The 24,277-nt window shown below is 67.8% G+C and carries 29 protein-coding genes and 1 tRNA gene; 18 read left to right on the top strand and 12 right to left on the bottom strand.

Features of this window, described 5'->3' with window-relative positions:
* Positions 1-592 precede the first annotated feature (592 nt).
* Positions 593-1,066 (bottom strand): RrF2 family transcriptional regulator, encoded by a 474-nt coding sequence (locus QSK34_RS04480; RefSeq protein WP_285580186.1) that lies wholly within the window; start codon positions 1,064-1,066, stop codon positions 593-595.
* Between the two features lie 78 nt (positions 1,067-1,144).
* Here QSK34_RS04480 and QSK34_RS04475 point away from each other — a divergent pair, with 78 nt between their 5' ends.
* Together QSK34_RS04475 and QSK34_RS04470 are read left to right on the top strand one after the other, a co-directional pair.
* Complete coding sequence (locus QSK34_RS04475) at positions 1,145-1,894, top strand: SDR family oxidoreductase (protein ID WP_285580184.1); 750 nt, start codon at positions 1,145-1,147, stop codon at positions 1,892-1,894.
* Positions 1,895-1,941: 47 nt separating this feature from the next.
* Entirely contained in the window at positions 1,942-2,409 is a 468-nt protein-coding gene (locus tag QSK34_RS04470; RefSeq protein WP_285580181.1) for a carboxymuconolactone decarboxylase family protein, read from the top strand.
* Between the two features lie 172 nt (positions 2,410-2,581).
* On the opposite strand, the gene QSK34_RS04465 is transcribed toward QSK34_RS04470, so the two are convergent.
* The 4 genes from QSK34_RS04465 to QSK34_RS04450 form a co-directional block, all read right to left on the bottom strand.
* Positions 2,582-3,874: a hypothetical protein gene (locus tag QSK34_RS04465; protein WP_285580179.1), complete on the bottom strand. Its 1,293-nt coding sequence runs from the start codon at positions 3,872-3,874 to the stop codon at positions 2,582-2,584.
* A gap of 211 nt (positions 3,875-4,085) precedes the next feature.
* The gene (locus QSK34_RS04460) at positions 4,086-7,013 is read right to left on the bottom strand and encodes a tetratricopeptide repeat protein (protein ID WP_285582042.1); all 2,928 of its coding nucleotides are present in this window, start codon (positions 7,011-7,013) and stop codon (positions 4,086-4,088) included.
* Positions 7,013-7,384, bottom strand: coding sequence for an amino acid permease (locus QSK34_RS04455; protein ID WP_285580177.1), 372 nt, complete (start codon positions 7,382-7,384; stop codon positions 7,013-7,015). Before QSK34_RS04455 ends, QSK34_RS04460 begins: the two co-directional genes overlap by 1 nt.
* Positions 7,385-7,584: 200 nt before the next feature.
* Positions 7,585-8,232 (bottom strand): tetratricopeptide repeat protein, encoded by a 648-nt coding sequence (locus QSK34_RS04450; protein ID WP_285580175.1) that lies wholly within the window; start codon positions 8,230-8,232, stop codon positions 7,585-7,587.
* Positions 8,233-8,330: 98 nt separating this feature from the next.
* On the opposite strand from QSK34_RS04450, the gene QSK34_RS04445 reads away from it, so the two are divergent.
* On the top strand, positions 8,331-8,708 hold the full coding sequence (locus QSK34_RS04445) for a hypothetical protein (protein WP_285580173.1): 378 nt from the start codon (positions 8,331-8,333) through the stop codon (positions 8,706-8,708).
* Here QSK34_RS04445 and QSK34_RS04440 read toward each other — a convergent pair.
* Entirely contained in the window at positions 8,672-9,256 is a 585-nt protein-coding gene (locus QSK34_RS04440; RefSeq protein WP_285580171.1) for a hypothetical protein, read from the bottom strand. The genes QSK34_RS04445 and QSK34_RS04440 overlap by 37 nt on opposite strands.
* Positions 9,257-9,817: 561 nt before the next feature.
* On the opposite strand from QSK34_RS04440, the gene QSK34_RS04435 reads away from it, so the two are divergent.
* Positions 9,818-10,126 (top strand): hypothetical protein, encoded by a 309-nt coding sequence (locus QSK34_RS04435; RefSeq protein ID WP_285580141.1) that lies wholly within the window; start codon positions 9,818-9,820, stop codon positions 10,124-10,126.
* A 162-nt stretch (positions 10,127-10,288) separates the two neighbouring features.
* Here the strand turns inward: QSK34_RS04435 and QSK34_RS04430 are convergent, their stop codons facing one another.
* Positions 10,289-10,732, bottom strand: coding sequence for an SMI1/KNR4 family protein (locus QSK34_RS04430; RefSeq protein ID WP_285580138.1), 444 nt, complete (start codon positions 10,730-10,732; stop codon positions 10,289-10,291).
* A 566-nt stretch (positions 10,733-11,298) separates the two neighbouring features.
* On the opposite strand from QSK34_RS04430, the gene QSK34_RS04425 reads away from it, so the two are divergent.
* Entirely contained in the window at positions 11,299-12,054 is a 756-nt protein-coding gene (locus tag QSK34_RS04425; RefSeq protein WP_285580136.1) for a helix-turn-helix transcriptional regulator, read from the top strand.
* On the opposite strand, the gene QSK34_RS04420 is transcribed toward QSK34_RS04425, so the two are convergent.
* The gene (locus tag QSK34_RS04420; RefSeq protein ID WP_285580134.1) at positions 12,014-13,192 is read right to left on the bottom strand and encodes a cytochrome P450; all 1,179 of its coding nucleotides are present in this window, start codon (positions 13,190-13,192) and stop codon (positions 12,014-12,016) included. The genes QSK34_RS04425 and QSK34_RS04420 overlap by 41 nt on opposite strands.
* Before the next feature lie 559 nt (positions 13,193-13,751).
* Between QSK34_RS04420 and QSK34_RS04415 the strand changes: the two genes are divergently transcribed.
* Positions 13,752-13,961, top strand: a complete 210-nt coding sequence (locus QSK34_RS04415; RefSeq protein ID WP_285580132.1) for a hypothetical protein — start codon at positions 13,752-13,754, stop codon at positions 13,959-13,961.
* Between the two features lie 243 nt (positions 13,962-14,204).
* Positions 14,205-14,447, top strand: a complete 243-nt coding sequence (locus QSK34_RS04410; RefSeq protein ID WP_285580130.1) for a hypothetical protein — start codon at positions 14,205-14,207, stop codon at positions 14,445-14,447.
* Between the two features lie 209 nt (positions 14,448-14,656).
* Here the strand turns inward: QSK34_RS04410 and QSK34_RS04405 are convergent, their stop codons facing one another.
* On the bottom strand, positions 14,657-15,637 hold the full coding sequence (locus tag QSK34_RS04405) for a hypothetical protein (protein ID WP_285580128.1): 981 nt from the start codon (positions 15,635-15,637) through the stop codon (positions 14,657-14,659).
* 143 nt (positions 15,638-15,780) lie between these two features.
* Between QSK34_RS04405 and QSK34_RS04400 the strand changes: the two genes are divergently transcribed.
* From QSK34_RS04400 to QSK34_RS04390, 3 genes are all read left to right on the top strand, one after another.
* On the top strand, positions 15,781-16,101 hold the full coding sequence (locus tag QSK34_RS04400; protein ID WP_285580126.1) for a PadR family transcriptional regulator: 321 nt from the start codon (positions 15,781-15,783) through the stop codon (positions 16,099-16,101).
* Complete coding sequence (locus tag QSK34_RS04395; protein ID WP_285580124.1) at positions 16,098-16,946, top strand: hypothetical protein; 849 nt, start codon at positions 16,098-16,100, stop codon at positions 16,944-16,946. Before QSK34_RS04400 ends, QSK34_RS04395 begins: the two co-directional genes overlap by 4 nt.
* A gap of 925 nt (positions 16,947-17,871) precedes the next feature.
* The gene (locus tag QSK34_RS04390; RefSeq protein ID WP_285580123.1) at positions 17,872-18,372 is read left to right on the top strand and encodes a hypothetical protein; all 501 of its coding nucleotides are present in this window, start codon (positions 17,872-17,874) and stop codon (positions 18,370-18,372) included.
* A gap of 48 nt (positions 18,373-18,420) precedes the next feature.
* On the opposite strand, the gene QSK34_RS04385 is transcribed toward QSK34_RS04390, so the two are convergent.
* A complete protein-coding gene (locus QSK34_RS04385) occupies positions 18,421-19,047 on the bottom strand; it encodes a phage tail protein (RefSeq protein ID WP_285580121.1) in 627 nt (208 codons plus the stop codon).
* Between the two features lie 113 nt (positions 19,048-19,160).
* Between QSK34_RS04385 and QSK34_RS04380 the strand changes: the two genes are divergently transcribed.
* From QSK34_RS04380 to QSK34_RS04370, 3 genes are read left to right on the top strand one after another with little or no spacing between them, the layout of a single operon-like run.
* Positions 19,161-19,640, top strand: coding sequence for a hypothetical protein (locus tag QSK34_RS04380; RefSeq protein ID WP_285580120.1), 480 nt, complete (start codon positions 19,161-19,163; stop codon positions 19,638-19,640).
* On the top strand, positions 19,615-20,076 hold the full coding sequence (locus tag QSK34_RS04375; RefSeq protein ID WP_285580118.1) for an Arm DNA-binding domain-containing protein: 462 nt from the start codon (positions 19,615-19,617) through the stop codon (positions 20,074-20,076). Before QSK34_RS04380 ends, QSK34_RS04375 begins: the two co-directional genes overlap by 26 nt.
* Complete coding sequence (locus tag QSK34_RS04370) at positions 20,031-20,798, top strand: tyrosine-type recombinase/integrase (RefSeq protein ID WP_285580116.1); 768 nt, start codon at positions 20,031-20,033, stop codon at positions 20,796-20,798. The genes QSK34_RS04375 and QSK34_RS04370 overlap by 46 nt, the downstream gene beginning before the upstream one ends.
* Positions 20,799-20,890: 92 nt before the next feature.
* Here QSK34_RS04370 and QSK34_RS04365 read toward each other — a convergent pair.
* Positions 20,891-20,964 (bottom strand) — tRNA-Pro (locus tag QSK34_RS04365).
* 83 nt (positions 20,965-21,047) lie between these two features.
* Between QSK34_RS04365 and QSK34_RS04360 the strand changes: the two genes are divergently transcribed.
* Entirely contained in the window at positions 21,048-21,464 is a 417-nt protein-coding gene (locus QSK34_RS04360; RefSeq protein WP_285580114.1) for a hypothetical protein, read from the top strand.
* Here QSK34_RS04360 and QSK34_RS04355 read toward each other — a convergent pair.
* Positions 21,461-21,691, bottom strand: a complete 231-nt coding sequence (locus tag QSK34_RS04355; RefSeq protein WP_268903071.1) for a DUF6458 family protein — start codon at positions 21,689-21,691, stop codon at positions 21,461-21,463. The genes QSK34_RS04360 and QSK34_RS04355 overlap by 4 nt on opposite strands.
* A gap of 92 nt (positions 21,692-21,783) precedes the next feature.
* On the opposite strand from QSK34_RS04355, the gene QSK34_RS04350 reads away from it, so the two are divergent.
* The 4 genes from QSK34_RS04350 (at position 21,784) to QSK34_RS04335 (ending at position 24,261) form a co-directional block, all read left to right on the top strand.
* The gene (locus tag QSK34_RS04350) at positions 21,784-22,353 is read left to right on the top strand and encodes a hypothetical protein (protein ID WP_285580107.1); all 570 of its coding nucleotides are present in this window, start codon (positions 21,784-21,786) and stop codon (positions 22,351-22,353) included.
* Positions 22,353-22,910: a hypothetical protein gene (locus QSK34_RS04345; RefSeq protein WP_285580105.1), complete on the top strand. Its 558-nt coding sequence runs from the start codon at positions 22,353-22,355 to the stop codon at positions 22,908-22,910. The genes QSK34_RS04350 and QSK34_RS04345 overlap by 1 nt, the downstream gene beginning before the upstream one ends.
* A gap of 5 nt (positions 22,911-22,915) precedes the next feature.
* Positions 22,916-23,107, top strand: a complete 192-nt coding sequence (locus QSK34_RS04340) for a hypothetical protein (protein ID WP_030450147.1) — start codon at positions 22,916-22,918, stop codon at positions 23,105-23,107.
* A 242-nt stretch (positions 23,108-23,349) separates the two neighbouring features.
* Entirely contained in the window at positions 23,350-24,261 is a 912-nt protein-coding gene (locus QSK34_RS04335; RefSeq protein ID WP_285580103.1) for a hypothetical protein, read from the top strand.
* The last annotated feature ends 16 nt before the right edge of the window (positions 24,262-24,277 follow it).

Below are 24,277 nucleotides of genomic sequence, written 5' to 3'. Positions count from 1 at the left end.
CCTTTCCCGAGCCCGGCAAGGCGTGCGGGCATTGGCTTCCAGCGTCTTCCACGTCGGTCGCGCACTCGACATCAACCTCGCGGAAGCCGACCTCGGGCACCCGGAAATCCCCGGCCTCTGGGATGAACTGCTCACCGAAAGGAATCGCCCCGTCCCCGATCGTGCATTCAAGGTGACGGAGGTGCACCCGAGTCGCCTCCACAGGCAGGCCGGCAGCTCAGTGGGTTCGTCGACCGATAGCTGACCACGACCGTTGGGAGTGATTCTGCGAAATCACGCCCACAGGAGCCTGCCAGGAGGTTGGCGTGCCGGACCGGGGGCCCAACGGGATGAGTCTCCTACCCGCTCTAGTGCTGTGACCGGAAATGATCACCGGCTTCGCGTGGAGTTCCTCGCGCCGATTGGATGTGCCGTACACGTCCGATCGGCGCGAGGAGGCAGAACCGGCCAGGGTGCGGCCACTGATGGATTCAGGAAGGGCGGAAGCTGTGGCAGATCGTCCACCAGGCGGCACCGGCTACAGGCGAGCGATGATCGTGCCGGCCTCGGCCGGAGATAACACCGCCGGCCGTGGAAGGCTCGTCGCCGCTGCTCAGGCGCGCAGCCACTCCCGGGCCTCCGCGAGTATCTCAGGTGGCGTCGTACGGTTGACGTCGGCGATCAGGTCGGCGATGGTGACTGCACGTAGCGACTCCCGCCAGGCCCGGTCGGCGGAATCCATCGTGCGGGCGATCGGGCAGGGAGTGTCACAGCGCTCCGCCGGCACGGCCATCGGGCCCCGCTGACGCACTTCCGTACACCGGAACGCCGGCTGGACGCCGTCGATCGCCTCGACCACGTCCAGCACCGTGATCTCATTCGCAGCCCGAGTCAGCACATAGCCGCCGGACTGGCCCAGCGTCGAGCGCACAAGGCCTGCGCGGGACAACAGTTGCAGCTGTTTGGCCAGATAGCTCTGCGAGACGTCGTGCAGCTCAGCGAGCTTGGCCGCCGTCACCGGCGCGCCCGCGCCACTGAGCGCGACGCAGCAGTGCAAGCCCCACTCGACGCCGCCTGACATCTTCATTCGCCCAGCCTACTTGACTCGGACAAGTCTTGTCCGAATAGAATCTCGGACAAGAGTTATCCGAATTGGGGGTGGGACATGCGCATCGTCGTTGCCGGGGGAACCGGACTCATCGGGTCGAAAGTCGTCGAGTCGCTGCAGCGGCTCGGCCGCGATGTCGTGTCGGCCGCGCCGGGAACCGGCGTGGACACGATCAGTGGCCGCGGTGTCGCCGACGCGCTGAAGGGCGCGGACGTGGTCGTCGACGTGACCAACAAAGTGATCTTCGAACCCGAACCGATCCTTCACTTCTTCACCACCTCGACCCGCAACCTGCTGGCCGCCGGGCGGGAAGCCGGGGTGCGACACCATGTGGTGCTGTCGATCGTCGGTGTAGACCGGCTCTCGCACCCGGGCTACCTGGACGCCAAGGCCGCGCAGGAAAGGCTCGTCGCCGAGTCGGGCATCCCTTTCACCATGGTGCGGGCGACACAGTTCTTCGAGAACCTCACGGCCATGGGGGCCGGGATGGCGCAGGACGACGTGATCGTGCCGCCCACCGCGGACCTTCAGCCGGTCGCTGCGGCCGACGTCGCCGCCGCGCTCGTGGACGTAGCCACCTCCGCCCCGCTCGACGGCGTGGTCGAGGTCGCGGGACCGGAACGCGCGGCCTTCGCCCGGTTCATCGGTCCGGCGCTCGCCGCACGAGGTGATGAGCGCCCCCTCAAGCCGGACGCCGGCGCCGGCTATTTCGGCGTACCGATCGTGCGGGACTCGCTGGTTCCGCTCGGTGCCGCCCGGATCGGGAGCACCACCTTCGACGACTGGTCAGCCGCGCACTCCCCGTGATCCCCGCCTGGCTCGACAACGCGATATCCACGCCTGAAGGAGAAATCATGACCACCCACATGCACGCCGGTACGCCCCGCCTCGACCTGCGGACGGCCGCCCCAAAAGCCGCCAAGGCGCTCTACGCCGCGGACCAGGCCATTCTCGCCTCGCCGCTCGATCCGACCATCCGCGAGCTGGTCAAGCTGCGTACGTCGCAGATCAACCACTGCGTGCACTGCATCGACCTGCACAGCCACGATGCATTGGAGCAGGGTGAATCGCTGGACCGCATCATCCAGCTGTCCGCGTGGCGCGAATCGGCGCTGTTCACCACGGTGGAGCGGGCGGCGCTGGAGTACACCGAGGCCGCAACGACGCTGACCCCGCACGGCGTCAGCGACGAGGTCTGGGCCGGCGTCCGCGACCTCATGACCGACGAGGAACTCGGCGCGCTGGTCGTCCAGGTGGCTTTGATGAACGCCTTCAACCGGTTCGGTGTCCCGCTGCAGATGCCGGCGCGGCCTCGCAATTGAGGATTTGTCCTGCCCGGGTCTCCACCGACGCCTCGGAACCCTTGGAGTGTGACTTGGGCCCGAGGTCATGGTGACGGCATGAGAGTGTCGACGTCCAGGTAAATGGTACGTGAGAAAGGGGCCATGGCCCGATCTTGGTAGGGCTTCCCCGCAAGTCGACGCCGGTTTCTGATTAGCCAATGCTGCGCGGGTGAGAAGCTGAGGGACTGATGGCCAGGACCTGCAGTTTCGTGTTCGCGGCCTCATGAACCTCAGGAGCCAGGGGATCGGCGGTCAACTCCCGCAGACGCGAGCGGACTGCGGCCGTATCTGGCGCCGCCTCACACGCGCGCTGCTGAACTGTCGGCTCGCAATCGTGGAGTCCTTCGATCAGGACGGCTTCGGCCTCATGCGGCGCACATCCCAGAAGCCCGTCCAGGAACGCTTCCCGGGCACGTGAATGAACTGTGCCTTCCCACGCGGCCATGAGCTCGCTCGCGGCTTCACCGATCCCCAACCGGCCCAGGCCTCGAGCTGGAACCTCGGCAGCGCACCATTCTCCAGCGACGACTGTGCGGCGCAACGCGGCCAGCAACACCGGCGCATCGCCCCGGTCACCGACCTCTGCCACCACACGCTCCCCGAACGCGACGAGTGTGTCGTCGCCGCTGCCGATCCACGTGCGGGCGCGTGGCAGCGCGTCCGGCCCGAGGTGATGGAGCGCCTGTGGAATACCCGGCAGCCACCCGGCCGCGTTGCGCAGGCCGGGGTCTTCGGCGAAGTCGAAGACGATGCGATCGCCGCGCCTACCCAGCTCCTCCAGCGCCCACCGGCGCTCGAAGCCGCCGGCAGCGACAAGCCCGATCAGGTCTTCGTTGTCGATGGCGGCGATTTCGGGTCGTCTGTCGCGCCTGGCCGGTCCGGATGAACGGGAGGCCTTGAGCTCGTCGATGATTCGCCGGATCCGTGGCTGGGACTGCGCGAACCTCGTCCACGGCTCCGTGTCGCCCCAGATCGCCTGTGCAAGCTGGGCATCGTCGCGATTGGCGATGACGTCGTCAGCGAGCCCGTCCCAGATGACGGGAAGCTTCATCGCCCCGCTGTCGCCGATCACCTCCAGTGCCATGGACCAATGCGCCCCGTCGATCGCGTACCCGCGCAACACGGCCACCGCGTCCGGTCGGCCGACCATCGCAAGCAGGGCAAGGACCTGCAAGGCAAGCTCAACCGGTTCGGCGTCCTGGCCGTCGTAGGTGAGCAGGTGCTGGTGGATCGGTGCCAGTGGCAGGTCGAGCCGAGCGATGAGACCGGCGAGATAGCTGTCGCGTTGATCAACTTGCCGGTCCCAGCGCGTGTCCGTGATCACGCACTCATACACCGCGTCGGCGGCGCCGGGCGCGGTCGAGATGTGATGCACCGCGGTACCGCGTCCCCGTTGGAGCTGACCGCGGAAGGAGGCCGGACTGTCATATTCGATCATCGACATGCGGTATCCCCGTGGTGGAGGCGCTGAGCGGCGGCTGATTCGTCGCACGCCGGCGGCTGGAGAGCCTGGCCCGGTTTTACGGCCCCGCGCCCCTTGACTTCGCGGCATTGGGCGTCCATCTATGAAACACCGCTCCGTTCCAGCACCGCATCTGTGCGAGAGGAGGGAAATGATGGCGGGCTGGCCTGCACTGGGGATGTCTTGATGGGATTCACTTGGCCGGTGGCGCGCCGTGGCAGCGCTTGTACTTCATGCCGGACCCGCAGTCGCAGGGGGCGTTGCGCTCTGGCTTGCCAGCCCTTTTTCGCTGCCCAGCGGTCGTATCCATTGGCAGTCCCCGTTCGCGGACGGTACGCAGGTTGTCGCGTATGACTCTGGTCGTGGGGTGGTCGCCGCCCAGCACCCGCTTGCAGCCGGCCAGGGTCTGCTCATACAGCGGGATGGCGCGGCCCAGATCGCCGGCCGCGTAATAGGCGCCGGCGAGGTTGTTGCGGGAGGTCAGCGTGTCGGGGTGGTCGCCGCCCAGCAGCCGCTCCCGATCGGCCAGGGTCTGCTCCAACAGCCGGATGGCCGGGCCCAGTTCTCCCGCGTCCTGGTAGGCGCTGGCGAGATTGTTGCGGGAAAGCAGGGTGTCGGGCTGATCGCCACCCAGCAGCCGCTCCCGATCGGCCAGCGTCTGCTCCAACAGCGGGATGGCCCGGCCCAGATCTCCCGCCGCGAAGTAGCCGTAGGCGAGATTGTTGCGGGAGATCAGCGTGTCGGGGTGGTCGCCGCCCAGGACCCGCTCGCAGTCGGCCAAGGTCTGCTCATACAGCCGAACGGCGCGGCCCACATCGCCGGCCGCCCGGAAAGCGGCGGCGAGGTTGTTGCGGGAGGTCAAAGTGGAAGGGTGGTCGCCGCCCAGCACCCGCTCGCAGTCAGACAGGGCCTGCTCATACAGCGGGATGGCGCGGCCCGGATCACCGGCCGTCCGGAAGGCTCCGGCGAGGTTGTTGCGGGAGGTGAAGGTGGCAGGGTGGTCGCCGCCCAGCAGCCGCTCCCGGTCGGCCAAGGTCTGCTCGAACAGCGGGATGGCCCGGCGCAGATCTCCTGCCGAGGCATAGGCGTTGGCGAGGTTGTTGCGGGAGGTCAGCGTTTCGGGGTGATCGCCTCCCAGCACTCGCTCGCGATCGGCCAGTGTCTGCTCGTGCATCGGGATGGCCCGGCCCAGATCTCCCGCCGCGTAGTAGGCGCTGGCGAGATTGTTGCGGGAAAGCAGGGTGTCGGGCTGATCGCCACCCAGCACCCGTTCCCGATCGGCCAGCGTCTGCTCGTGCATCGAGATGGCCCGGCCCAGATCACCCGCCGCGTAGTAGGCGCTGGCGAGATTGTTGCGGGAAAGCAGGGTGTCGGGGTGATCGCCACCCAGCAGCCGCTCGCGATCGGCCAGGGTCTGCTCATACAGCTGGATGGCCCGGGCCAGGTCCCCCGCCGCGTAGTAGGCGCTGGCGAGATTGTTGCGGGAGTTGGAGATGTGGGGGTGGTCGTCGTCCAGCAGCCGCTCGTAGTCGGCCAGGGTCTGCTCATACAACGGGATGGCCCGGCTCACATCTCCCGCCGATTCATAGGCGCCGGCGAGGTTGTTGCGGGAGGTCAGGGTGTCGGGGTGGTCGCCGCCAAGGAGCCGCTCCATGTCGGCCAGCGTCTGCTGCAGCAGCGGGATGGCGCGGGCCAGGTCGGCCAGCTGGTTGAGGTACTGCCCGCACCAGGCGCGTAAGGCGAGGAGTCTGTGCGGGGGATCCCCGAAGGTGGCGGCCGCATCGTGCAGGGCCGCGGTCTGTTCGGCCAGCATGTCGACAGCGGGGCGGGCGGCCCAGGTGGCGGCGCCGTCGGGGATGTGGGTGTTGAAGCGGTGCAGCAGTTCCACCGCGCCGGCGAGCACCTGGTCTAGCCGGCTTCCGCCGTTCCCGTCGCCGGGCAGGGCGGTGTGGTGGGCGCGCTCACGCAGTACCCGGCTGGTCAGGCGGTGCATCAGCACCGTGGTTCCGTCGTCGCTGAAGCTGATCAGCGAGGTGTCGACCAGATCGGCCAGCACCTGGTCGATGTCTTCGGTGTCGGCGGGGTCGAGGTGGGGGTCGGTGGTCCCGTACAGGATCGTCCTCGAGACGCCGGATTCGGCCAGCACCGCCAAAAGCTCCAGCATCTCCCGCGCGCCGGGGATGGTCTGCTCGGCCTGATCGACCGACAGCAGGATCGCCGCGGCGGTCCCATGCGGGTACCCCTCAGCGGTGTGCGGCAGATACCGGTCCAGCTGATAGTCGCGCAGTAGGCCGAGGTAGGCGGAGTAGGTCAGGCGGCGGCGGTGGATGTAGGCGCCGGCCTGGCCCAGCGCCAGCGGCAGATGCCCCAGTTCGGTGGCGACCTGCTCGGCGCCCGGTGTGGTGTCGCCGGTGCGCTGGTGCAGCAGTGCCACCGACTGCTCGGGCGGGAAGACTCCCACGTCGATGGCCGTGAACAGGGTGTGGAAGGCCCGGTTGCGGGTGGTGATGAGAATCTGCACCTCGCCGGTGGCAGGACACCACGGCCGGACATCATCCACGGCCGTGGCGTTGTCGAACACCAGCAAGCCCGGCTGGTCGGCGGCGGCCAGCCAGTCGCGTGCCTTGAGCGCCGCGGTCCGCGCGTCGTCGTCGGGGTCGTGCAGTTTCAGGCGGCGGGCCAGGCCGGCCAGACCGGTCAGGATCTGATCGGGGTGCTGGGCGTTGATCCAGACGATCAGCGGCCAGCCGGCCTGCTGGCACGCCCACGCGTAGGACGCGGCCAGTATGCTTTTGCCGACGCCCGGGGTGCCGGTCACCGCGTCGATGACCGCCGCCCCCTCCTGGCGGACCTGCGCTTTCAGCGCATCCAGCAGCCCGGGCCGCGGCTGGAAGGCCGGCGGACGCCGCGGGATGTCCCCCTCCACGATCTGACCGGCAGGCGGAACCGGTGGCGGGAGGTGGATGTTCATCGTGTTCACCGTGTTCACCGTCTTGTTGACGGTCAGATCACGACCGGCCTGATACACCTGGCCGTGATCGGTGGCGGTGGCCTCCTGGTGAATCGACTCACCAGGATCCTGGCCCGGTTCTTCCTGACCGGACGATGCGGGGCCGTTCATCACTCGTTGATGGTCTGGTCGCCGTCGGCCTGATACACCCGCCCCGATCCCGACGCCTTCGCGTTCTTCTGCACATTGCGCGCGTTGTCCCCGGTGGAGACGATCCCGCTGTTGTCACCGCCCACGGTCACCGACCGTTCACCCGCGCTCTTTTCGTCGCTCTCGCCGGTGGCCGACGTCGAAGCGGCGCGGGTGAGCAGGTGCGTCACCCACGTCAGCGCGGCCGAGATCACCAAGGCGGCCAGGATCCACCACCAGTTCCACTTCCCGTCGTTGAGGATCTGGTTGACGGCCACACCGACCGCGACCGGCAACACCGCCGACCCCGCCAGCAACCACAGCCTGAACGCACCGGAAATGTTTCCTGCCATAGCGTCATCATCGCCACAAACCCACGCCCCGTTTCACCGGAAGGGACCAATGTTCTAATCCCGCTCCGCGCCCGCAGCCGACCCATCGGAAGCGAGCGGAGTTCGGTTTCTCCTGGGGCCCGTAGTGGCGAGCTGCTGGCTCGGCTGTTTCATAGGCGGTCGCTTATGAAACACGATGGCGACATGCGACGTCCAGTCGCTTAAGCAGGATCGGCATCGACCTGTTGACGGGCGGTCGACACGTTGCCGCGCACTCTCCTTGTCATAGGGTGCTCGGCTCCCAGGACGCGTTCGCAGTCGGTCAAGGTTGGCTCGTGCAGCGGGATGGCCCGGCCCAGATGTCCCGCCGCCTGGTAGGCGTGGGTGAGGTCGTTGCGGGAGGTCAGGGTGTCGGGGTAGTCGCCGCCCAGCACCCGCTCCAGATCGGCCAGGGTCTGCTCAAGCAAAGGGATGGCGCGGGCCAGGTCGGCCAGATCTTCGAGGTAGCTCCCGCACCAGGAGCGTAAGGACAACAGCAGGTCGGAAGGGTCACCGAGGGTGGTGGCCAGGGTGCGCAGGGGGGTGGTCTGCTCCACCAGCATCTCGACAGCCGGCCGGGCCGCCCACGTGGCCGCCCCGTCGGGGATGTGGGTGTTGAAGCGGTGCAGCAGGCCGACGGCGCTGTCGAGCACCTGCACCAGCCGATCCGCCTTCTCATCGTCGCCGCTGTCCACGGTGGTGTGATGGCCGGCGCGTTCGCGCAGGACCCGGCTGGTCAGCCGGTGCATCAGCACGGTGGCGCCGTCTTCGCTGAAGGTGATCAGTGAGGTGTCGGCCAGATCGGCCAGCAGCCGGTCGGCCTCCTCCACAGCGGTGTCAGCCGGGTCAGCGTCAGGGCTGCCGTACCCGCTGGCACGCCCAGGCGTAGGAGGCGGCCAGCAGGCTTTTCCCAGCGCCCGGGGTGCCGGTGACCGCGTCTACCACCGCCGTGCCCGTGCCCGCTGACCCGTTCATGCAACCGCTCCAGCAGGTCGGCGCGTTCCTGGAAGGCGAGCGGCCGCTGCGGGATGTCGTCCTCGATGATCTGCCGCGGCGGGGCGGGCAGTGGCGGGAGATGGAAGTGCAGCGCCGTCTCGGTCATGTGCTGGTCCCCGGCGGCCTGATACACCCGGCCATCCCCGGAGGGGGACCCTTCCAGGTGGGCCGCCCCTCCCGGATCCTGACCGGGACCCGGGCCAGGGCCGGGATCGGGATCGGGGGCTGGGTCTTCCCGGTCGGCCGATTCGGGAGTGTCCGGTTCGGGGGTGTTCACCGCTCGTGGATGATCTGGTCGCGGCCGGCCTGATACACCCGCCCGTGACCGGTCGCCGTCGCGTTCATCTGCACATTCCGCGCCCCGTCGCCGGTGGAGACGATCCCGGAGTTGTCGCCCTGGACGGTGGTCGAGCGGTTGTCTCCGAGTGTGACATCGCGGGCGGCGCCGATCTGGGTGACGTTGCCGCCGACGTGGCTGTCGGAGATGACCTGGCTGCCCGCCCCGGCGGTGAGCGGCGTCGCGTCTTTCACCAGGGCGGCGATGTCGGCGGCCAGCCGCGCATCGGCGCTCAGTGCCTTCTTCACCCGCAGCCGCAGCGCCGCCACCGCGTCCGGGTCGGCGGCGTCCTCGATGACATAGGCGATCGCCTCCCGCACCGCGGTCCGGGCCGGCTCATCCGCGGTCAGCAGCGCCAGCATCCGCAACCCATACAGCGCCGCCGCCTTATCGGCCCGCACGGCCAGCCCGCTCTCGGCGGCGGTCGGGGCGGGCACGTCCCACACCCGGGCGCCGTACTGGCCGGTCGCGGCCGTGATGTACGGGACCACCCGGCCGGTCAGCTCAGCGACCTCACTCATCGCCATTCCCCTCCCCCTTCGCATTTCGTCCCCCCGAAGGTGGATGCGATCGTAACGCGCCCGCCACTCACAACCACGCACCGATGACGAGAACAGTTCCCGACCGGACGCCATAAACCAATTCGACCCCACCAGCCCTTCGCGACAACGATCCATATCCGGGCTCTCAGAAGCCGGCCATTTTTGATCACCGCGTGCGGAACGCGATGCGCCCCAGAGCATCAGGGGGCCTGACCTGCCGGAAGATAGGAGGATTCCGGCTGGAGAAGGTGCCGCGCCATCGCACGGCAGCCGGCCTGTGGCGCCTGAACGCCGCGCCGCGAATAATCGAACCCGACATATGCCGCATTCCAGGAATGCGGTCGAAACAGTGGAGACGGGAGTTTCTCTCGTTTCGTTCCTGTGACGGTGGCGGGCCCATTGGGGTGTATCGCGTCAGAGATTCCGGTATCGGCGGGCGGGCGGGTTACGATCACGCGAACCTGTACGCAAAAGACAAAACAAGGGGATGAGGAGGCGGGGGATGGATGTCGCGGAAGTGGCCGCCAGGTAGTCCCGTACGTGACCGCGGCGATCGGCGCGCTGGGCGGAGCGGTGTGGACCAAGACTCAAGACGCTGCTGCTGAGGGGGTGGTCGGCTGGGGGCGGCGCCTGCTGGGCCGGGTGGCCGAGCGGGAGGAAGGACGGCCGGCGTTGGAGAGCGCGGTCGCCGATGTGGCCGCCGATGTGCAGCAGATGCTGGCCGCGGCGACGCCCATCATCGCGGGGGCGGGCAGTCAGGTGATCTCCGGCAGCTACATCGGCGGGGACGCCTTCCAGATCGGCTCGGCGGGCAGCGTGTCGATCCACCGCCGCCCGCCCTCCACGTGACCACCTGCATGCGGGCGCGGGTGACCACGCTCTCGGATGCGTTCACGGAACTCCGGGGTCTCCCCGAGCGAGGTGGCCACCACTCCTTCCAGGGCACGGCGGCCACGACGAGACCGACGTCGGTCTGCATCGACACGAAACTCAGCCCCGTTCTCGACCTCCCTACAGCTTCTGCCAGAGATCCCAGAACGACGGGAAACGGTGAACGCCCGGAATCCATGCGGCGAGATGCCAGGCCTCCCACTCCCCCTCGTCGGTCACGGCGAGCGGGTTGAGCAGGATCACGCCGTCGTCGTCGAATTCTCCGATCTTGAGGGTCGCCGACAGGTATTCCTCGTCGGCCTCGGTGCCGGGCGGCACGGGAGCGCGGCGGACGACCGGGTCGCCGGTCTCCTCCGGGGCCCAGCACCGGAAGGTCTCGGGATCGACGTCAGGGAACCAGCCCACCTCGGACGCCCGGGACATCATGTCGGTGATCCCATCGGTGAACAGGAGAAACGCCCGGTAACTCGGCGGCAGCGCGACCTCGAGACGGGCCTCCAGCGCCGCCACGTCGGCGACGCCCTCGCTGTGACCGTCGAGCACCGCGGCCCAGTCATACTTCACGCCCACCGACCCTAGTCCGCCCCACCGACAGAACCGGACGTCCGACAGGTCTACCGTCAACTAGATGTCCTGGACTCTCATTTCACTGTCATCTTGAAACGCGCCAGATGTCTGGCGCAGCGGTATTTGATAGCGGAAGCCCTCGCTGACCTGGGCACTATCAAACAGACGGATATCGAAGCAGCCGGTGGTCGACCGGCGCAGACTTCCGTGCGCAATCTGGGACCGCCGCCACAACTTCCCCGGGCTGCGGGGCGCCGTCGATCGACGTTCGACCCGGCCTACCGCAGACGGCACCAGCAGCAGGCCAGGTGCGGCGAGGTCGGCGGCCACCGCCTCGCCGTCGGACGGACTTCACCTACGCGACCGCCGACACCGAACTGTCCTACGGCGACGTGATCTCCGGGCGAACCGACGACGTGGAGCGCTTCGCCGAGCTCCCCTATAGGGGTGTGCGGAAATCATCTGTATTAAGGCCCTCATGGATGCGGACGATAATGAGCGCCGATTCCCATGGTGATTTATCGCGGTATGAGGAAAAGGCACCTTTATGTTTCACTGACGGCATGGTGTCCGCCCGGGATTACGAGCGCATCATCGCCCTTGCCGCCGGTGCCTTCGAGATCGGCGACCCTTCGGCGGTCTGGCCGTTCATCGCGCGGGAGTTCGTCGGGTCGCTCTTCGGTGCCGACGTCTTCACCCGGGCCGCCATCGACTACACCTCGGGCCGGTCGGTGCTGCTCGACATCGACCCCGCCGACCTGCGCCAGGGCAGCGGGCTCGATCCGGTGATCGTCAAGCGGCATCCGCTGTCGGTCCACTACGCCGTCACCGAGTCGCCCGAGCCGCTGCGGATCAGTGATCTGGTGCCGCCGCGACAGTGGCGGGGGCATCCGGTGGCGGCCCGGATGCGTGAGGTCTTCGGGACGACCAGCGTGATCGCCATTCCGCTCCAGGCCAGGCCGTTCCGCGGCCTTTCGATCCAGCGGGAGCGGGACGGCTTCTCCGATCGGGAACTCGCGGTGGCCGCGCGGGTGCAGCCCTTCCTGGTCGCCGCCGACCGGCACGCGCGGGCGCTGCCGGAGGCGGCTCAGGAGGCCGGGCTCACGCCGCGTCAGACGGTCGTGCTGAACCTCATGGCCGAGGGGCTGGGCGCGACCGCCATCGCGCATCGGCTGGGCATCTCCGTCAGGACCGTCGACAAGCACCAGGAGCGGCTCTACCGGAGGCTGGGCGCGTCCGACCGGCTCACCGCCGTCGTCCGCGCCCAGCGGCTCGGGCTCATTCGAACGCCAGGAGCAGCTTCTCCGGGGCTCGGGTGAACACGCCGGCGTCGTGCGGCTCCTCCATCAGCCGCAGGCCGGGGAAGCGGTCGAGCAGCATGGTCACCCCGATCCGTACCTCGGCCCGGGCGAGCTGGGCGCCCACGCAGAAGTGCCGGCCGAGGGCGAAGGCGGTGTGGTTGGCGCCGGCGGTGTAGGCCCGGGTCATGTCGAGGTCGGGGCGGAACAGGTCGAAGGCGTCGGGGTCGGTGAAGCGGGACGGGTCGCGGTTGGCCGAAGCGATCAGGCAGGTCACGGTGCCACCGGCCGGGACGGTGCCGCCGGAGAGTTCGAGGTCGGTCTCGGGCTGGCGCATCACCATCTGGACCACCGAGTCGTGCCGCAGGGTCTCGGCGAACGCGCGGTCGAGCAGTTCGGGGTCGCTCCGCACGGCGGCGAGCTGGTCGGGGTGGGTGAGCAGGTTGCGGACCAGGCAGGTGATGGCCTTGTCGGTGGTCTCGCCGCCGGCGGCGAGCAGCATACTGACGAACGCCTTGATCTCCTCGCTGGTCATCCGCACACCGTCGATCTCGGCGGTGCACAACGTGGAGAGCAGGTCGTCGCCGGGGTCGGCCCGGCGGGCCTCGACGATCGGGATCATGTACGCCGCCAGTTCGTCCCGCGTCCGCGCGCCGGCCTCGATGACCGCCGGATCCTGGGCCAGGTTGGAGATGAAGGCGACGACCGAGGTGTACCACCGCTGGAACAGGTGCTCGTCCTGCGGCGGCAGGCCGAGCATGCCGACGATCACGCCGACCGGATAGCGGGTCGAGAACCGGGAGACGAGGTCGTCGACGCCCGACAGCGGTTCGATCAGCCCGGCGGCGGTCCTCTCGATGACCGGGACGAACTTCGTCGCGAGTTCGCGGCCCCGGAACGACGGCGTCACCAGGGCCCGTTTGGTCGCGTGCTCGCGGCCGTCCATCTGGATGATGGTGCGGCCGTGCACGGGTTCGAGCTGCCATTCGTAGTTGCGGTTGCCCGCTTCCTTGAGTGCCTTGGCGACGTCTTCGTATCGGGAGACCAGATACGTCTGGGTCGCCTCGTGCCACAGGAGGGGAAAGTGGTCACGCAGCACCGCGTAATGCGGATAGGGGTCGGCGGCGAACTCGGGCGACAGGATGTCGGGGGCGTCCATAAGACGACGGTAAACACGCTGCGGCGGGTGCGATATGCGGAGAATTGCGTAAGCACGCCCAGGATCTCCACGCGTGACTTGGAGCTCCGTACGCGATCTCATGAACCCCGATCGAATTGTTCGGAGCTCGGCCACCAGCGGCCACAGCTCGGGTGCTTCGACGTCGTCCGGCGGCGAGGTGAGCAGCGGGTAGGTGCTGGCAGGGCGTCGGCCGGCGCGGCAGACCCGCCTGGCCCGTCAGTTCCAGCAGGGCGCGGCCGACGTCCGCCCGCCACCACAGAGGCGGGGGTGTGGCGGTTGGTGCCGCCCAGATCAGCGGCTCCAGTGGTACTCCGGAGGGCAACCGGTCGGGACGGCGGCCCGGGGCGGTGCTACTGGATCTCGCGCCGGTGGGGGGTGGGCGTCTTGGTGTGTGAGTAAGTGGGCACTGATGAGTACGTTCCCGTAACAAGATCGCGTCCGGGGGTCGTCCGGGGGATGATGGGCGCGGGCATCGCCGCGCCTCGCGGCCGGGCCGATTTCTCCAACCGCCCCCGCCGGTGGCTGCGAACGGAGCGCCATGATCTGCCTGCTGATCGACGTCGACGGCGGCTCGCGCGAGATCGTCCTCCCGGCCGATCCGGCCCAACGCGCCGCGCTGGTCGACGGTCTGCTCGGCGCGGCCTGGAACGTCCGGGTGGCCATCGCGCGGGGCCTGGGCCTGTGGGCGGGGTGCGGGGTTGTCCGGCTCGCCTGCGATGGCCGGTCAACGGGCCGGCCTCGGCGCTGACGGCCGACCTGAGTGGGGACCCGTGGCGTGACTACCACGGCCCGGTGCTGCTCCGCGGCCTGAACCTCGGCGACGCGGGCTGGGAACATGACGTCGATCTGACGGCGGACCAGATCGCGGATCTGCGGCGGCGGCTCGACCGCCAGCGCGCCGAATGAACGTAAATAAGCGAGTGCGCCCGCCGGAATCGGCGGGCGCACTCTCCCACCCCTGCGCGCAGAGACACGGAACCAGGGAATCACAGTGAACAAAAAGAAGGACAAAGGGCTAACCAGAAGTCTGTTTTATTTAACGGCCAGCGTCCTTCTGGTCGGCGTGGGCCGCATCATCGCCGACTATTACACGGATGGACCAGAGCGCATTACAGGTGGCTATCTCGTCACCCAGGCGGGAGTCTTCGGGGGAGGATGGCTCCTGCTGTTGCTGATCGCCCTCTGGGTTCATTTCAAGACCAACAACCTTGATGACGACGATGAAAACGACTAGCGGTATCCCCATGCCACTAGAAGCCTTGTTCGACGGGGCGACCTTCGGTAGGCCGCCAATCCGGCAGACGGGGTGGCGGCTGGAGGTGACCGGGACGGCGGCGCGTCTGGTGGCGGACGGCGGACCTGCGGACGGGCCCGCGACCGGCTGGCGAGCACCCGCGCCGAATTTCGGTCATAAGGGGATGAGTCGGGCCTCCATAATCGGGCTTATGAGGTGGTGGAGTCGTTGCCGTGCGTTTGGAGTGGACGCAGCCGTTGGTGTTCGGGGTCGGCGATCCAGTCGGTGACTCCACCAGACCCATCGGTGAGCCGCACCATCAACTGCTCTCCGTGCTCCGTCGCCGTGAACACCACCAGGGCGTCAGCGCCGCCCATGCGGCCTGACCCATAGGCGAAGGCCGTGCCTGCCAGGTCGCCGGTCGTCAGCTCCACAGTGTCAACATCTACGCGACTGGCCCATGCGAGCTGAAGGAAGAGCAGGGGCAGGAGCCGAGGTGGCGACTCTTCCGTACGTAAATGGATCTTGACTACATTGCCGTCCTCCATATGGAACTCGGGGCCTGGCACTTGAACGGCTAGGAAGTGCTCGCCCGCCACGGTGCCTTCAGGGGCCGGCTGCTGCTCGAAATCCGCCAACGCCATCTGCACCAAGTCGACGATGTGCCCAACCTGCACGCCGTCAGCGTTGAACAAGGCGTGTTGGAAAGTGAGCATGGGGTGTTGAAGTTGGCCGTCGACCATGACGGTGCCGCGAATCAGCGCTAGATCACCAAGAGCGATGCTGTGGGCTTCCATGGCGGTCCGGTGGAGCGCGGCCAGCGGGCCGTCGTCGGCGATCGGCCCGCCGGGTGTCACCGTTTCGATGTTGTAGTGGCGGGCCTTGATTGCTGCGGCTTTCGAGAAGCCGGAGGCGGACACCAGGACAAGCTGATCTGTGGGCAGGTCGTCATGCTTGGCGCGCATCTCTTCGACGAAGCCCACGTCGTTGGCTCTTCCATGGTCTCGGACCTCGACGCCAATACGGACGGGGCGGCCAGCGACCTGTGCGGTGATCAGAATGTCGACCTCGCGAGATTTCCCGGTGACCCGGTCCATGACACTCGCGGACTCCTCAACGGTCGCATTCGTGGCCAGGTGGCGTTCAACGAAGTAGACGACCGCTTGGAAGTCATTCGATCGTGCGGGCATCCCGTCACCTTACGAGGCAACAGCTCCGAGATTGGGGCCAAACGGTGTCCGGACATGCCGAGGCTTCGGAACAGCTATGTCCATTCGAGGTAAGGGCGCAGAGAGTGGACCCTAATTAGAGTTCATGTATGGGTGCTCCCCGGATGACTATCCAGACGCAGCTCGTCCTGCGAGCCCTCCTAGAGGATCCGACACGCGAGATGTACGGGCTGGAGATCTGCGCCGCCGCCGGCCTCCAGGCCGGGACAATCCACCCGATCTTGGCCAGGCTGGAAGGCATCGGCTGGCTGGAATCCGATTTCGAGGCGATCGATCCCCGGCAGCTCGGGAGACCGCGTCGCCGCTACTATCGGCTCACCCGCGACGGGCTCGAACACGCCCCCGCCGCGCTGGCAGAGGCCGAGGCCAAGCGAATGGCACGAGTCCCGCGGATATTCAGGCCCGCCGCCGGGGGCTCCCGATGAAACCCGACCCCCAGGCACACGAGCTGGCCCGCCTCCTCGTCGACACCATGGAGGCCGATAAAGAACTTGACAACGCCTTTCATCGCCTCTTCCCTGATCCGATCACCTGCCATCGTGAACTTATCTACTATGCTGCCGAAGACCTGGCGCGTGGCGGTGGTAGCCGCAAGTGGTGTATCCGCGTAGTCCAGCAGTTCTTCGACGCCTGTGACAAGGCTGCTCAATCCGAACCCTTCAATGCCGATCCCCACCTGACGAGCAGGCTGCGCCGGGTCCAGCTCATCGGCCACTATCTCCTGGCCGCCCTCAAGAGGAAACCGTCCGGAAAATCACTCAAGAGCAAACCGTCCAGGGAACTGCTGCTCGATGATCTTCGCGCAAGGTTTCCTCGCCCCACGAAGGTCCACCCCACCGCCACTCGCCTGATCAGGCTTCAGATGACCCTGCTGCCGCGGGTCCACCGGTCGCGCTACGAGGAGGAAATCGGGGCGGAGCTCGAAAGCCTGGCCGAAGTGAGGGCGACGAGAGCGTTACAGATGGTGTACGCCGCCCAGCAGCTCCGCCGAGTGTGGCAGCTCCGAGCAGCGCTTCAGGCCCCCGACCGGCCTCGCTTCTACCGGATGCACCGCGCCGCTTGCTGGATGCTGACCTCCCAATTCCGTACCTGGGCGCCCGTGCTCGGCCTGCTGCTCGGCGGCGGGATCGAGACCGTCGGCGACACCGGCCCGTGGGCGGCGGTCACGTTCATCGTGCTCAGCGGGTCCGGGTACGCGCTCGTGGTCGAGAGACTGCGCGCCCGCTGGGGCGTCGAGGTGAAACGGCGTCGGCGGCCAGAGGCAGAGTAGTTCCGGACCGTCCAATGGCTGGCGATACGGAGCGTAGCCGCTCCCAGTTCTCCACCTGACGACATTAAGAGTCAATGCAACGCAGCACCCGGAGCGCCCTTAGCGCCCGTTAGGGGTTCTGAGCTGCGAATATGTGCGGGTGCTGCGAAATTCTCAGCACCCGGTCTAGCACCCGCAGCACCCGCTGAGCGCCCGGAGCGGGTGCTGTGCGGGTGCTGGCGTCCATCACAGCACCCGCACGTTTGCGCACGTCAACACAGGTAGCGGGTGCTGTGGGCGCTCCGGGTGCTGTAATGCAATGACTCTCTAATGACGAGGGTGCCTCCAACTCCACCGGTTACCGTCCGTGTATGGGTTCAGGTGTGGCCGAGGGCTACGCGGCGAGGGACAGTGCACCACTGCGGATGGCCAGCGAGGCCGGGAGGTCGGTTAGCAGCAGCCGCACCAAGGGCCAGGGAAGCCGGCGTCCTTCCGTCCGTTGCACGCCTCGCAGGCGAGCACGGCGTTGAAGAGCTCGCGGACGCCCGACCAGCCGCACCGGCGGTTCACTAGCGCTCTAGCGGGGTTCGGTGACGCACCCCTACGGCCAAATGCGGAGTCGCAGCACGTCGAAGTGGTTGCCGTACGCGCGTGTATCCCGGTTGTTCTTGTGGTTGTTTCCCCGCCGTCGACATGGGGTGTCAGTGCACTTCATGGCACCAAGCAGCGTCCGCGCCGAGGTGACAGCCGACGCGCACCAGTGGTTACCCGAGACGTTCATCGAAGTAACCGCTTCGGTGACCGGTCCGGGAACCACCTCGGGAACCACGCCCCCCGGCGCCCTCCTCGGCGCGGCTGGGTAAAGGGTCAGCGTTGGTGGCACTCCGTACAAATTAGATTACGAAGCGCATGCATGGTGAGGTGAGGATGAGTACGGTCTGAAACCATGACCATCCCCCGCAACTACCTGTTCGTGATCACCACTGCATTCGCGATTGCGGGCTGCTCGAACTCGGGCAAGCCCCTGGAGTCTTCTTCTCCATCTCCCCTCGCCTCGACCTCCCCGGCGACCTCCCCGGTGGCCTCCCCAGCCTCGCCCCCCGCCCAGACGAGCTCGGCGTTCTGCCTGGACCTGCCAACGTTTCAGATAGGCGCCATCATGTTCCGCGCCGAGGTTCTGGACGCAGCGCACGGCAAACGACTTGACGTCGCAGAACTGCGCAGGAAGGCGAAGGTCCTTGCTTTGCTGGCCAAGGAGATGAAGGCGAGTGCGCCGCCAGAGATCGCCACGCACTTTGACACTGTCGTACGTGAGCTGGCCGCTTCTGCCAGAGCGCTTAAGTCGGAGGCCAGCATGCGTGAGGCGGCTGCTCCTCTCCTGAAGGTAACCAACCAGGTTGCCTTCGACGCAGTCGACAACTTCAAATGCATTGGGCCGACGCCGTAGCCCACCACTACTTCCTACTTCCGCTGTTCAGGCCATAACGCACAGTCCTCAGGCGTAGTCGGCTTCGAGGCGCCGCAGTTCCTCGCGGAAGTCCAGCATGAAGCGCCGCGCCGCGGCGGATGGGTCGCGCAGGTCGATCCAGCCCTGAAGGTGGACCTCCATGCGCTCGATGATGGTGGTCCGGCCGCCCTGGCCCGAGCTCCCGGCGCCGGACAGCGCGCCGCCAAGGTGGCCGGCCGCGCCGCCGTCGAGCGCCTGGTCGACCATTGACTGGGTGGCCGACCGGACGACATGCGAATTCTCGGTCACACCGAGCGCCACGCCGGCCGGGATCTCTCGGCCCACCTCGTCGGCCATGAGCCGCGACGGCGAGCCGATACCGAGCGCATCCTTGACCCACTGCGGCACCAGGCGGGAGAAGAAGCTCGTGAGCTGGGAGGACAGCCACCCGGCCATGGATTGGAGGCCGTTCCACAGGCCGGTCAGCAGGTCGCGGCCCGCGTTGCTGAGCAGCGACCCGAGGTTGCCGATGGCCGACAGGATCCGCCCCGGCAGGCCGGCCAGCCAGGACACCAGTTCGCCCATCTTGGTGACGGCCCAATCCTTGGCCTTGCCGAAGAACTCGATGAACTTGCCGGGCGGGCTGCTGATCCACCGGATGATCGCGGTGACCATGTCCGGGATGATCGAGTGGCCGACGAGGGTGTCGTACAGACCCGCAGCCAGCCAGGCCTCACCGCATCGGGCCCGGCCTCTATGTCTTCGTGCCTATCCAGTGGGAGGGCGAGGTGGACTCGTACGCTGTCCGGCTCGTCGTGGATGTCGTCGAGGGTGACCGCCTCGGCTGCAGAGAGCTGACTATGACGTCCCGCTCGGGCCAGCCGATCAACGGCAAGGCTCTCCGTCTTCTCCCGATTGGGATGGTCGTGAGGGACATGGTTCGATCGCTCGTGGTGGTGGAGTCCGACGAGTCCCCGGGGGTCATCAGCTTTGAAGAGCCGTACCTGCCCGAAGCGATGCACGTCGGGCGTGGCCCAACCGAGGATTCGCAGAAGGCCGTTGCTCTGAGCTATTCGATCGCCTCTGCGCGTGGAGATCCGCCAGCGAAGAGCGTCGAACAGGACCTCGGGCTCACGGCACCCACAGCGGGACGCTGGATTCGCATGGCTAGAGATCGAGGTTTCTTGGAGATCCCTGCGGAAGTCGGACAGAAGATCAAAGGCCGAAGAAAGGGCATGGGTGATGGCGGACCCGATCAAGCGGATTGAGCTGAAGGACGGAACGGTTCGCTACCGGTTCGTCATCGACGTCGGACGAGACCCCGAGACCCGCAAGCGGAAACAGGTCACGCACACGTTCGACACCAAGCGCGAGGCGAAATCCGAGTACGCGCGGATCAAGAGCGAGGTGGACCGGGGAACCTACGTCCGGCCTTCCGACGTCACACTGAACACCTTCCTTGATCAATACCTGGCCAGCGCAACCCGTGACGTCGAGCAGGCCACGGCGTCGAACTACCGGCACGCTCTACGCCCGGTCCGCGAACGTCTCGGCGACCGCCGATTGCAGGCCCTCGCCGAGGGGACGTCGAGAAGCTCGTCGACTGGATGCTCAGCTCCGGCCGCCGGCGCGGCGGGCCGCCGGGAAGCGGCGTATCGGTGCGGTCGGTCTCACTCACTCTCGGCCGCTTCCGGGCCGCGCTGAACGAGGCCGTCCGCCGCCAGCTCGTCATCAGGAACGTCGCCCAGTACGTGACCATCCCACGCGCTGCCCGCCGGGCCGAGGCGGAGGCGAAGGACATCCGCACGCCGTGGACCGCAGAGGAGGTGAAGACGTTCCTGGCCGGGATCGCGGGCGAGCGACTCCACGCCGTCATGCTGCTCTCGCTGATCGGGCTTCGCCCCGCCGAGGTGTGTGGGCTGCGCTGGTCCGACGTCGACTTCGAGGCGGGGACGGTCGCGGCCGGGAAGAACACCCGCACGATCGTCGACCGGATCGTGGTAGAGAAGGGCGCCAAGTCGAAGTCGGGCGACCGCGACCTGCCCGCCCCCGACGTCGTCATGGCGGCGCTCAAGGAGTTCAAGAAACGGCAGGCGGCCGAGAAACTCGCGGCCGGCGAGCCTTACAAGGCGAGCGGCTACGTCCTGGTCGACGAGCTCGGCGCCCCGCAGCGGACCGACTGGCTACGCCGCCGGGCCTATGAGCTCATGGCGAAGGTGGGTGTCCGGGGCAAGGGGCAGGTCCGGCTCTACGACTGCCGTCACGCCTGCCTGACCCACCTGGGCGCGTCCGGGGTGCCTGACGTGATCCTGGCGGCGTGGGCCGGCCACGCCGACGGCGGGGCCCTGGCGAAGCGGGTCTACATCCAGCCGGACATGAGCCACCTGAAGGCGGCCTCGGCCCAGCTCTCCGAACTATTCGGATAAAACCGAATCCCGTTCGTGAGTGATTGTGAGACGGGTACAGAAAAGGCCCTGACTCACCGAAGTGAATCAAGGCCCTGAACTGCCGACTTACGTCGGGACGACAGGATTTGAACCTGCGACCCCTTGACCCCCAGTCAAGTGCGCTACCAAGCTGCGCTACGTCCCGTTCACTGCTTCGTGCCCCTCAGGCACGGAACAACCTTAGCGCAGATTCGCGCCCCGCGTGCACCGACGCGTAGTGTTGCGATCATGGGAAGGCGTCCGCAGGTCGATCACGAGGAACTGGCGAGGCTCTCCGCCAAGGGCTGGTCCAACGCCGACCTGGCGGCCCACTTCGGTGTCACCGAGTCGGGCATCCTCCAGGCCAAGCGCTCGGCGGGCCTGTCGAAGCCCATGACCGACCACTCCGCCGCCCTCCCCTGGAAGCTCGCCAGGTCCCACTCCCAGTCCGGCCCCGCCACCAACCTGCGGAATCTCTCGGCCGCGGCCCAGGGCCGCCCCGTACCGAAAGAGAAGATCAACACGGCTCTGAGGTGGGCCCGGAGGCTCGTCGACAACGGCCTCGACATCGCCTACGACCCCGAGCAGGGCTTCCACGAGATCGAGGCGTCAGACGTCTCGCACATCGCGCAGATCCTGAAGACCGCCGAAACCAGGCTCGGTTAGAGCGTCTCGTCCCGCATGTCGACCGTGTTCACCAGGTCGTCCTCGACCACCTGGTCCGATGAGTGGCGGCGGCGGGCGAGCAGGGTGGTCACCACGCCGCTGACCACGCCGACGCACATCATGATCCAGCCGATCGCCTGAAGGTCGAAGCCGGGCGCCTCCCATTTCACGGCGAACGCCAGCACCGCCCCCACCACTACGAAAGCCAAACTGGCTCCAAATCCCATAAAGACGCCGTCTACCCGGCAATTCATGGGTTACGCCCTCATTTCAGGGGCAGTCCGGTGTGTCGAAGACAAGCAGACAGCCGGAGGCAGACATGAGCGCCATCGCATGGGTGGTCGTGGTCGTAGCCGTCGTCGTGGCGCTGGGAGCCATCGGGTACGTCGTGGCGGGCCAGAGCCGGCGGCGCCACCTGCAGGACCGATTCGGCCCCGAATACGACCGTGTCGTCCAGGAGACCGACAGCCGCAGGGACGCCGAGCAGGAGTTGCTGGCCCGCGAGGCCCGCTACGCCGACCTCGACATCCGTCCCCTCGACGCCGACGCGCGGGACACGTACGCGAAGAAGTGGCGGGAGGTGCAGGAGCGGTTCGTCGACGCGCCGAGCTTCGCCGTCACCGAGGCGGACGCCCTGGTCACCGCCGTCATGGCCGACCGCGGCTACCCGACGGACGAGTTCGAGGAGCGCGTGAACGTCCTGTCGGTCGGGCACGCCGGGACCCTCGACCGCTACCGCCAGGCCCATGAGATCAGCGGCCGGGCCGCCCGGCAGGAGGCCACCACCGAGGATCTCCGCCAGGCCATGGTCCACTACCGCGCCCTGTTCGACGAGCTTCTCGACGACGACGTGCACGCCCACTCTCCCCGCAAGGAGGCCGATCACTGATGACCACGTTCAACCCCTACGACCGTGACAAGACGGTCGAGACCGACAAGGACGACGTCCTCGCCGACGACCACCGCAACGACGACAAGCTGGTCGCCTCCAACCTGGTCCCGGGCCCGCGTGACACCGACGACCGCGTGCCCGACGACCACGACCGCAACGCCGAGACCGCCCCCGTGGGCGTGGCCGGCAGCGCCTCCGTCACCTCGCCCGACGCGGTCGACGAGGCCCACCGCGACACCGCGGGCGACCTGTCCGACGCCGAGGCGGTCACCGTCGACGACACCGTGGACGACACCGTCGACGACACCGCGCCGAGCGCGGTCGACGACATCGACTTCGACGAGCGCTGGCGGGACATCAAGGCCGCGTTCGTCGACGACCCGCGCGAGTCGGTCGAGAAGGCCGACGCGCTGATCGACGAGGCCGTATCGGCCCTGGCCGCCAAGCGCCAGTCGCTGGTCGACCAGTGGAAGAACTCCGGCACCAACGACACCGAGCAGCTCCGGCTCGCGCTGCGCGAGTACCGCAACCTGTTCGACCGGCTGAAGGGATAAGTCACATGCTGGCCATCGCCGCGGCGGTCGTCTTCGGGATCGCCTTCCTGCTCGACCTGCTCAACGCCGACATCGGCATCGGGCTGACCGCCCTCATCGCACTCGGACTCTGCCTCCTAGCCCTCCACCAGGCCGGCATCGGCACCGCGAGCGTCGGCAACGGCGGCTCCTGGCGCCGGGGCCGGGTCCGCAGGTAACCCCGTACAGAAGAACCGCCGCGCGGCCGCTCAGGGCCGCGCGGCTTCTTTTTTTGTACGGCTTCGCGAACCCGAAAAACCCGTCGCCCCCGACCGGCGAGCCGTGGCACCATCCTCGGCATGTTCACGACGTTCTTCCGAGTCGGCTAGCGCTCCGCCAGCCACTCTGAGGCCCAGCCCGCGGCTGGCGAAGCGGGAACCGGCCATCCTGCCGTTCCCGGGCGCCGACCCGGAGTTGCGTCATGCCCTCAGAGTTCCTCGTCCGTACTGTCACCGGCCTGGAAGACCTGACCGCCGCCGAGATCACCGAAGCCGGTCACCGCGTCGTCGACGTCACCAAACGCCAGCTCGTCGTGGAGGCCGCCGGTCCGATCGCGACCCGCCTGGCCGACGACCTGTTCGCGGTCCGGGCGTCGGTCCCCGACCCGGGCCGCACCAAGGCGGGCCTGCGGCAGGCCGTCGCCCGCCTCACCGCCCACCTCGACCCGGGCGTCCCGATCAGCGTCACCGCGTCGTTCACGGGCACCCGGAACTTCAGCCGCCACGACATCGAGGACGCCATCGGCGAGCGCCTCTGCGTGCCCTACTTCTCCCGCCGCCACGGCGCTCCGCCGCCGGGCACGACGGATCTGCGGGTGACCCTCGACGGGAAGACGATGTGGCTGGGGGTACGCCCCCAGCCCACTCCCCTGCACCGCCGCGCCTGGCGGAAGGCCACGGTGGTGGGCAGCCTGCATCCGCCGGTCGCCGCGGCGATGGCCCGGCTGGCCGGCATCCGGCCCGGTCACGTGGTGTTCGACCCGTGCTGCGGGGCCGGGACGCTGCTCGTCGAGGCCCGGATCCAGGAGCCGGGCGCGCGCTACCACGGCACCGACGTCGACCCGGCGGCCATCCGGGCCGCACGCCTCAACGATCCGGACATCGCCTGGCGTACCGAACCGGGAGAACCCGACCGTATGCTGGCCAATCCTCCCTGGGGGGTGCGGCTCCCCGCCGACGCGGTCCCCTCGGCGGGGTGGCCGGAGGCGGGGCGGCTGGTCGCGATCCTGGGTGAGGGCCAGCGGCTCGACCGCAGGTGGCGGAAGGTCGCGGAGTATCCGCTGACCGTGGCCGGGAGGCATCCGCGCATCGTCGTCGCCTTGATAGGCAAGTAGCGACTTGCCTATACTC

Source organism: Herbidospora sp. NBRC 101105 (assembly GCF_030269205.1).
Classification (GTDB): domain Bacteria; phylum Actinomycetota; class Actinomycetes; order Streptosporangiales; family Streptosporangiaceae; genus Herbidospora; species Herbidospora solisilvae.
This window is presented reverse-complemented; position numbering and strand designations above follow the sequence as displayed.

Bases quoted from the DNA above. Each gene is read 5' to 3' on its own strand.
- QSK34_RS04420 (WP_285580134.1), bottom strand. From the start codon at position 13,192: ATGGACGCCCCCGACATCCTGTCGCCCGAGTTCGCCGCCGACCCCTAT.
- QSK34_RS04460 (WP_285582042.1), bottom strand. From the start codon at position 7,013: ATGAACGGCCCCGCATCGTCCGGTCAGGAAGAACCGGGCCAGGATCCT.
- QSK34_RS04395 (WP_285580124.1), top strand. From the start codon at position 16,098: ATGAAACCCGACCCCCAGGCACACGAGCTGGCCCGCCTCCTCGTCGAC.
- QSK34_RS04400 (WP_285580126.1), top strand. From the start codon at position 15,781: ATGACTATCCAGACGCAGCTCGTCCTGCGAGCCCTCCTAGAGGATCCG.
- QSK34_RS04390 (WP_285580123.1), top strand. From the start codon at position 17,872: ATGACCATCCCCCGCAACTACCTGTTCGTGATCACCACTGCATTCGCG.
- QSK34_RS04475 (WP_285580184.1), top strand. From the start codon at position 1,145: ATGCGCATCGTCGTTGCCGGGGGAACCGGACTCATCGGGTCGAAAGTC.
- QSK34_RS04455 (WP_285580177.1), bottom strand. From the start codon at position 7,384: ATGGCAGGAAACATTTCCGGTGCGTTCAGGCTGTGGTTGCTGGCGGGG.
- QSK34_RS04345 (WP_285580105.1), top strand. From the start codon at position 22,353: ATGACCACGTTCAACCCCTACGACCGTGACAAGACGGTCGAGACCGAC.
- QSK34_RS04375 (WP_285580118.1), top strand. From the start codon at position 19,615: ATGGCGGACCCGATCAAGCGGATTGAGCTGAAGGACGGAACGGTTCGC.
- QSK34_RS04425 (WP_285580136.1), top strand. From the start codon at position 11,299: ATGGTGTCCGCCCGGGATTACGAGCGCATCATCGCCCTTGCCGCCGGT.
- QSK34_RS04480 (WP_285580186.1), bottom strand. From the start codon at position 1,066: ATGAAGATGTCAGGCGGCGTCGAGTGGGGCTTGCACTGCTGCGTCGCG.
- QSK34_RS04415 (WP_285580132.1), top strand. From the start codon at position 13,752: ATGATCTGCCTGCTGATCGACGTCGACGGCGGCTCGCGCGAGATCGTC.
- QSK34_RS04350 (WP_285580107.1), top strand. From the start codon at position 21,784: ATGAGCGCCATCGCATGGGTGGTCGTGGTCGTAGCCGTCGTCGTGGCG.
- QSK34_RS04465 (WP_285580179.1), bottom strand. From the start codon at position 3,874: ATGTCGATGATCGAATATGACAGTCCGGCCTCCTTCCGCGGTCAGCTC.
- QSK34_RS04340 (WP_030450147.1), top strand. From the start codon at position 22,916: ATGCTGGCCATCGCCGCGGCGGTCGTCTTCGGGATCGCCTTCCTGCTC.
- QSK34_RS04470 (WP_285580181.1), top strand. From the start codon at position 1,942: ATGACCACCCACATGCACGCCGGTACGCCCCGCCTCGACCTGCGGACG.
- QSK34_RS04335 (WP_285580103.1), top strand. From the start codon at position 23,350: ATGCCCTCAGAGTTCCTCGTCCGTACTGTCACCGGCCTGGAAGACCTG.
- QSK34_RS04385 (WP_285580121.1), bottom strand. From the start codon at position 19,047: ATGGTCACCGCGATCATCCGGTGGATCAGCAGCCCGCCCGGCAAGTTC.
- QSK34_RS04405 (WP_285580128.1), bottom strand. From the start codon at position 15,637: ATGCCCGCACGATCGAATGACTTCCAAGCGGTCGTCTACTTCGTTGAA.
- QSK34_RS04360 (WP_285580114.1), top strand. From the start codon at position 21,048: ATGGGAAGGCGTCCGCAGGTCGATCACGAGGAACTGGCGAGGCTCTCC.
- QSK34_RS04355 (WP_268903071.1), bottom strand. From the start codon at position 21,691: ATGGGATTTGGAGCCAGTTTGGCTTTCGTAGTGGTGGGGGCGGTGCTG.
- QSK34_RS04440 (WP_285580171.1), bottom strand. From the start codon at position 9,256: ATGAGTGAGGTCGCTGAGCTGACCGGCCGGGTGGTCCCGTACATCACG.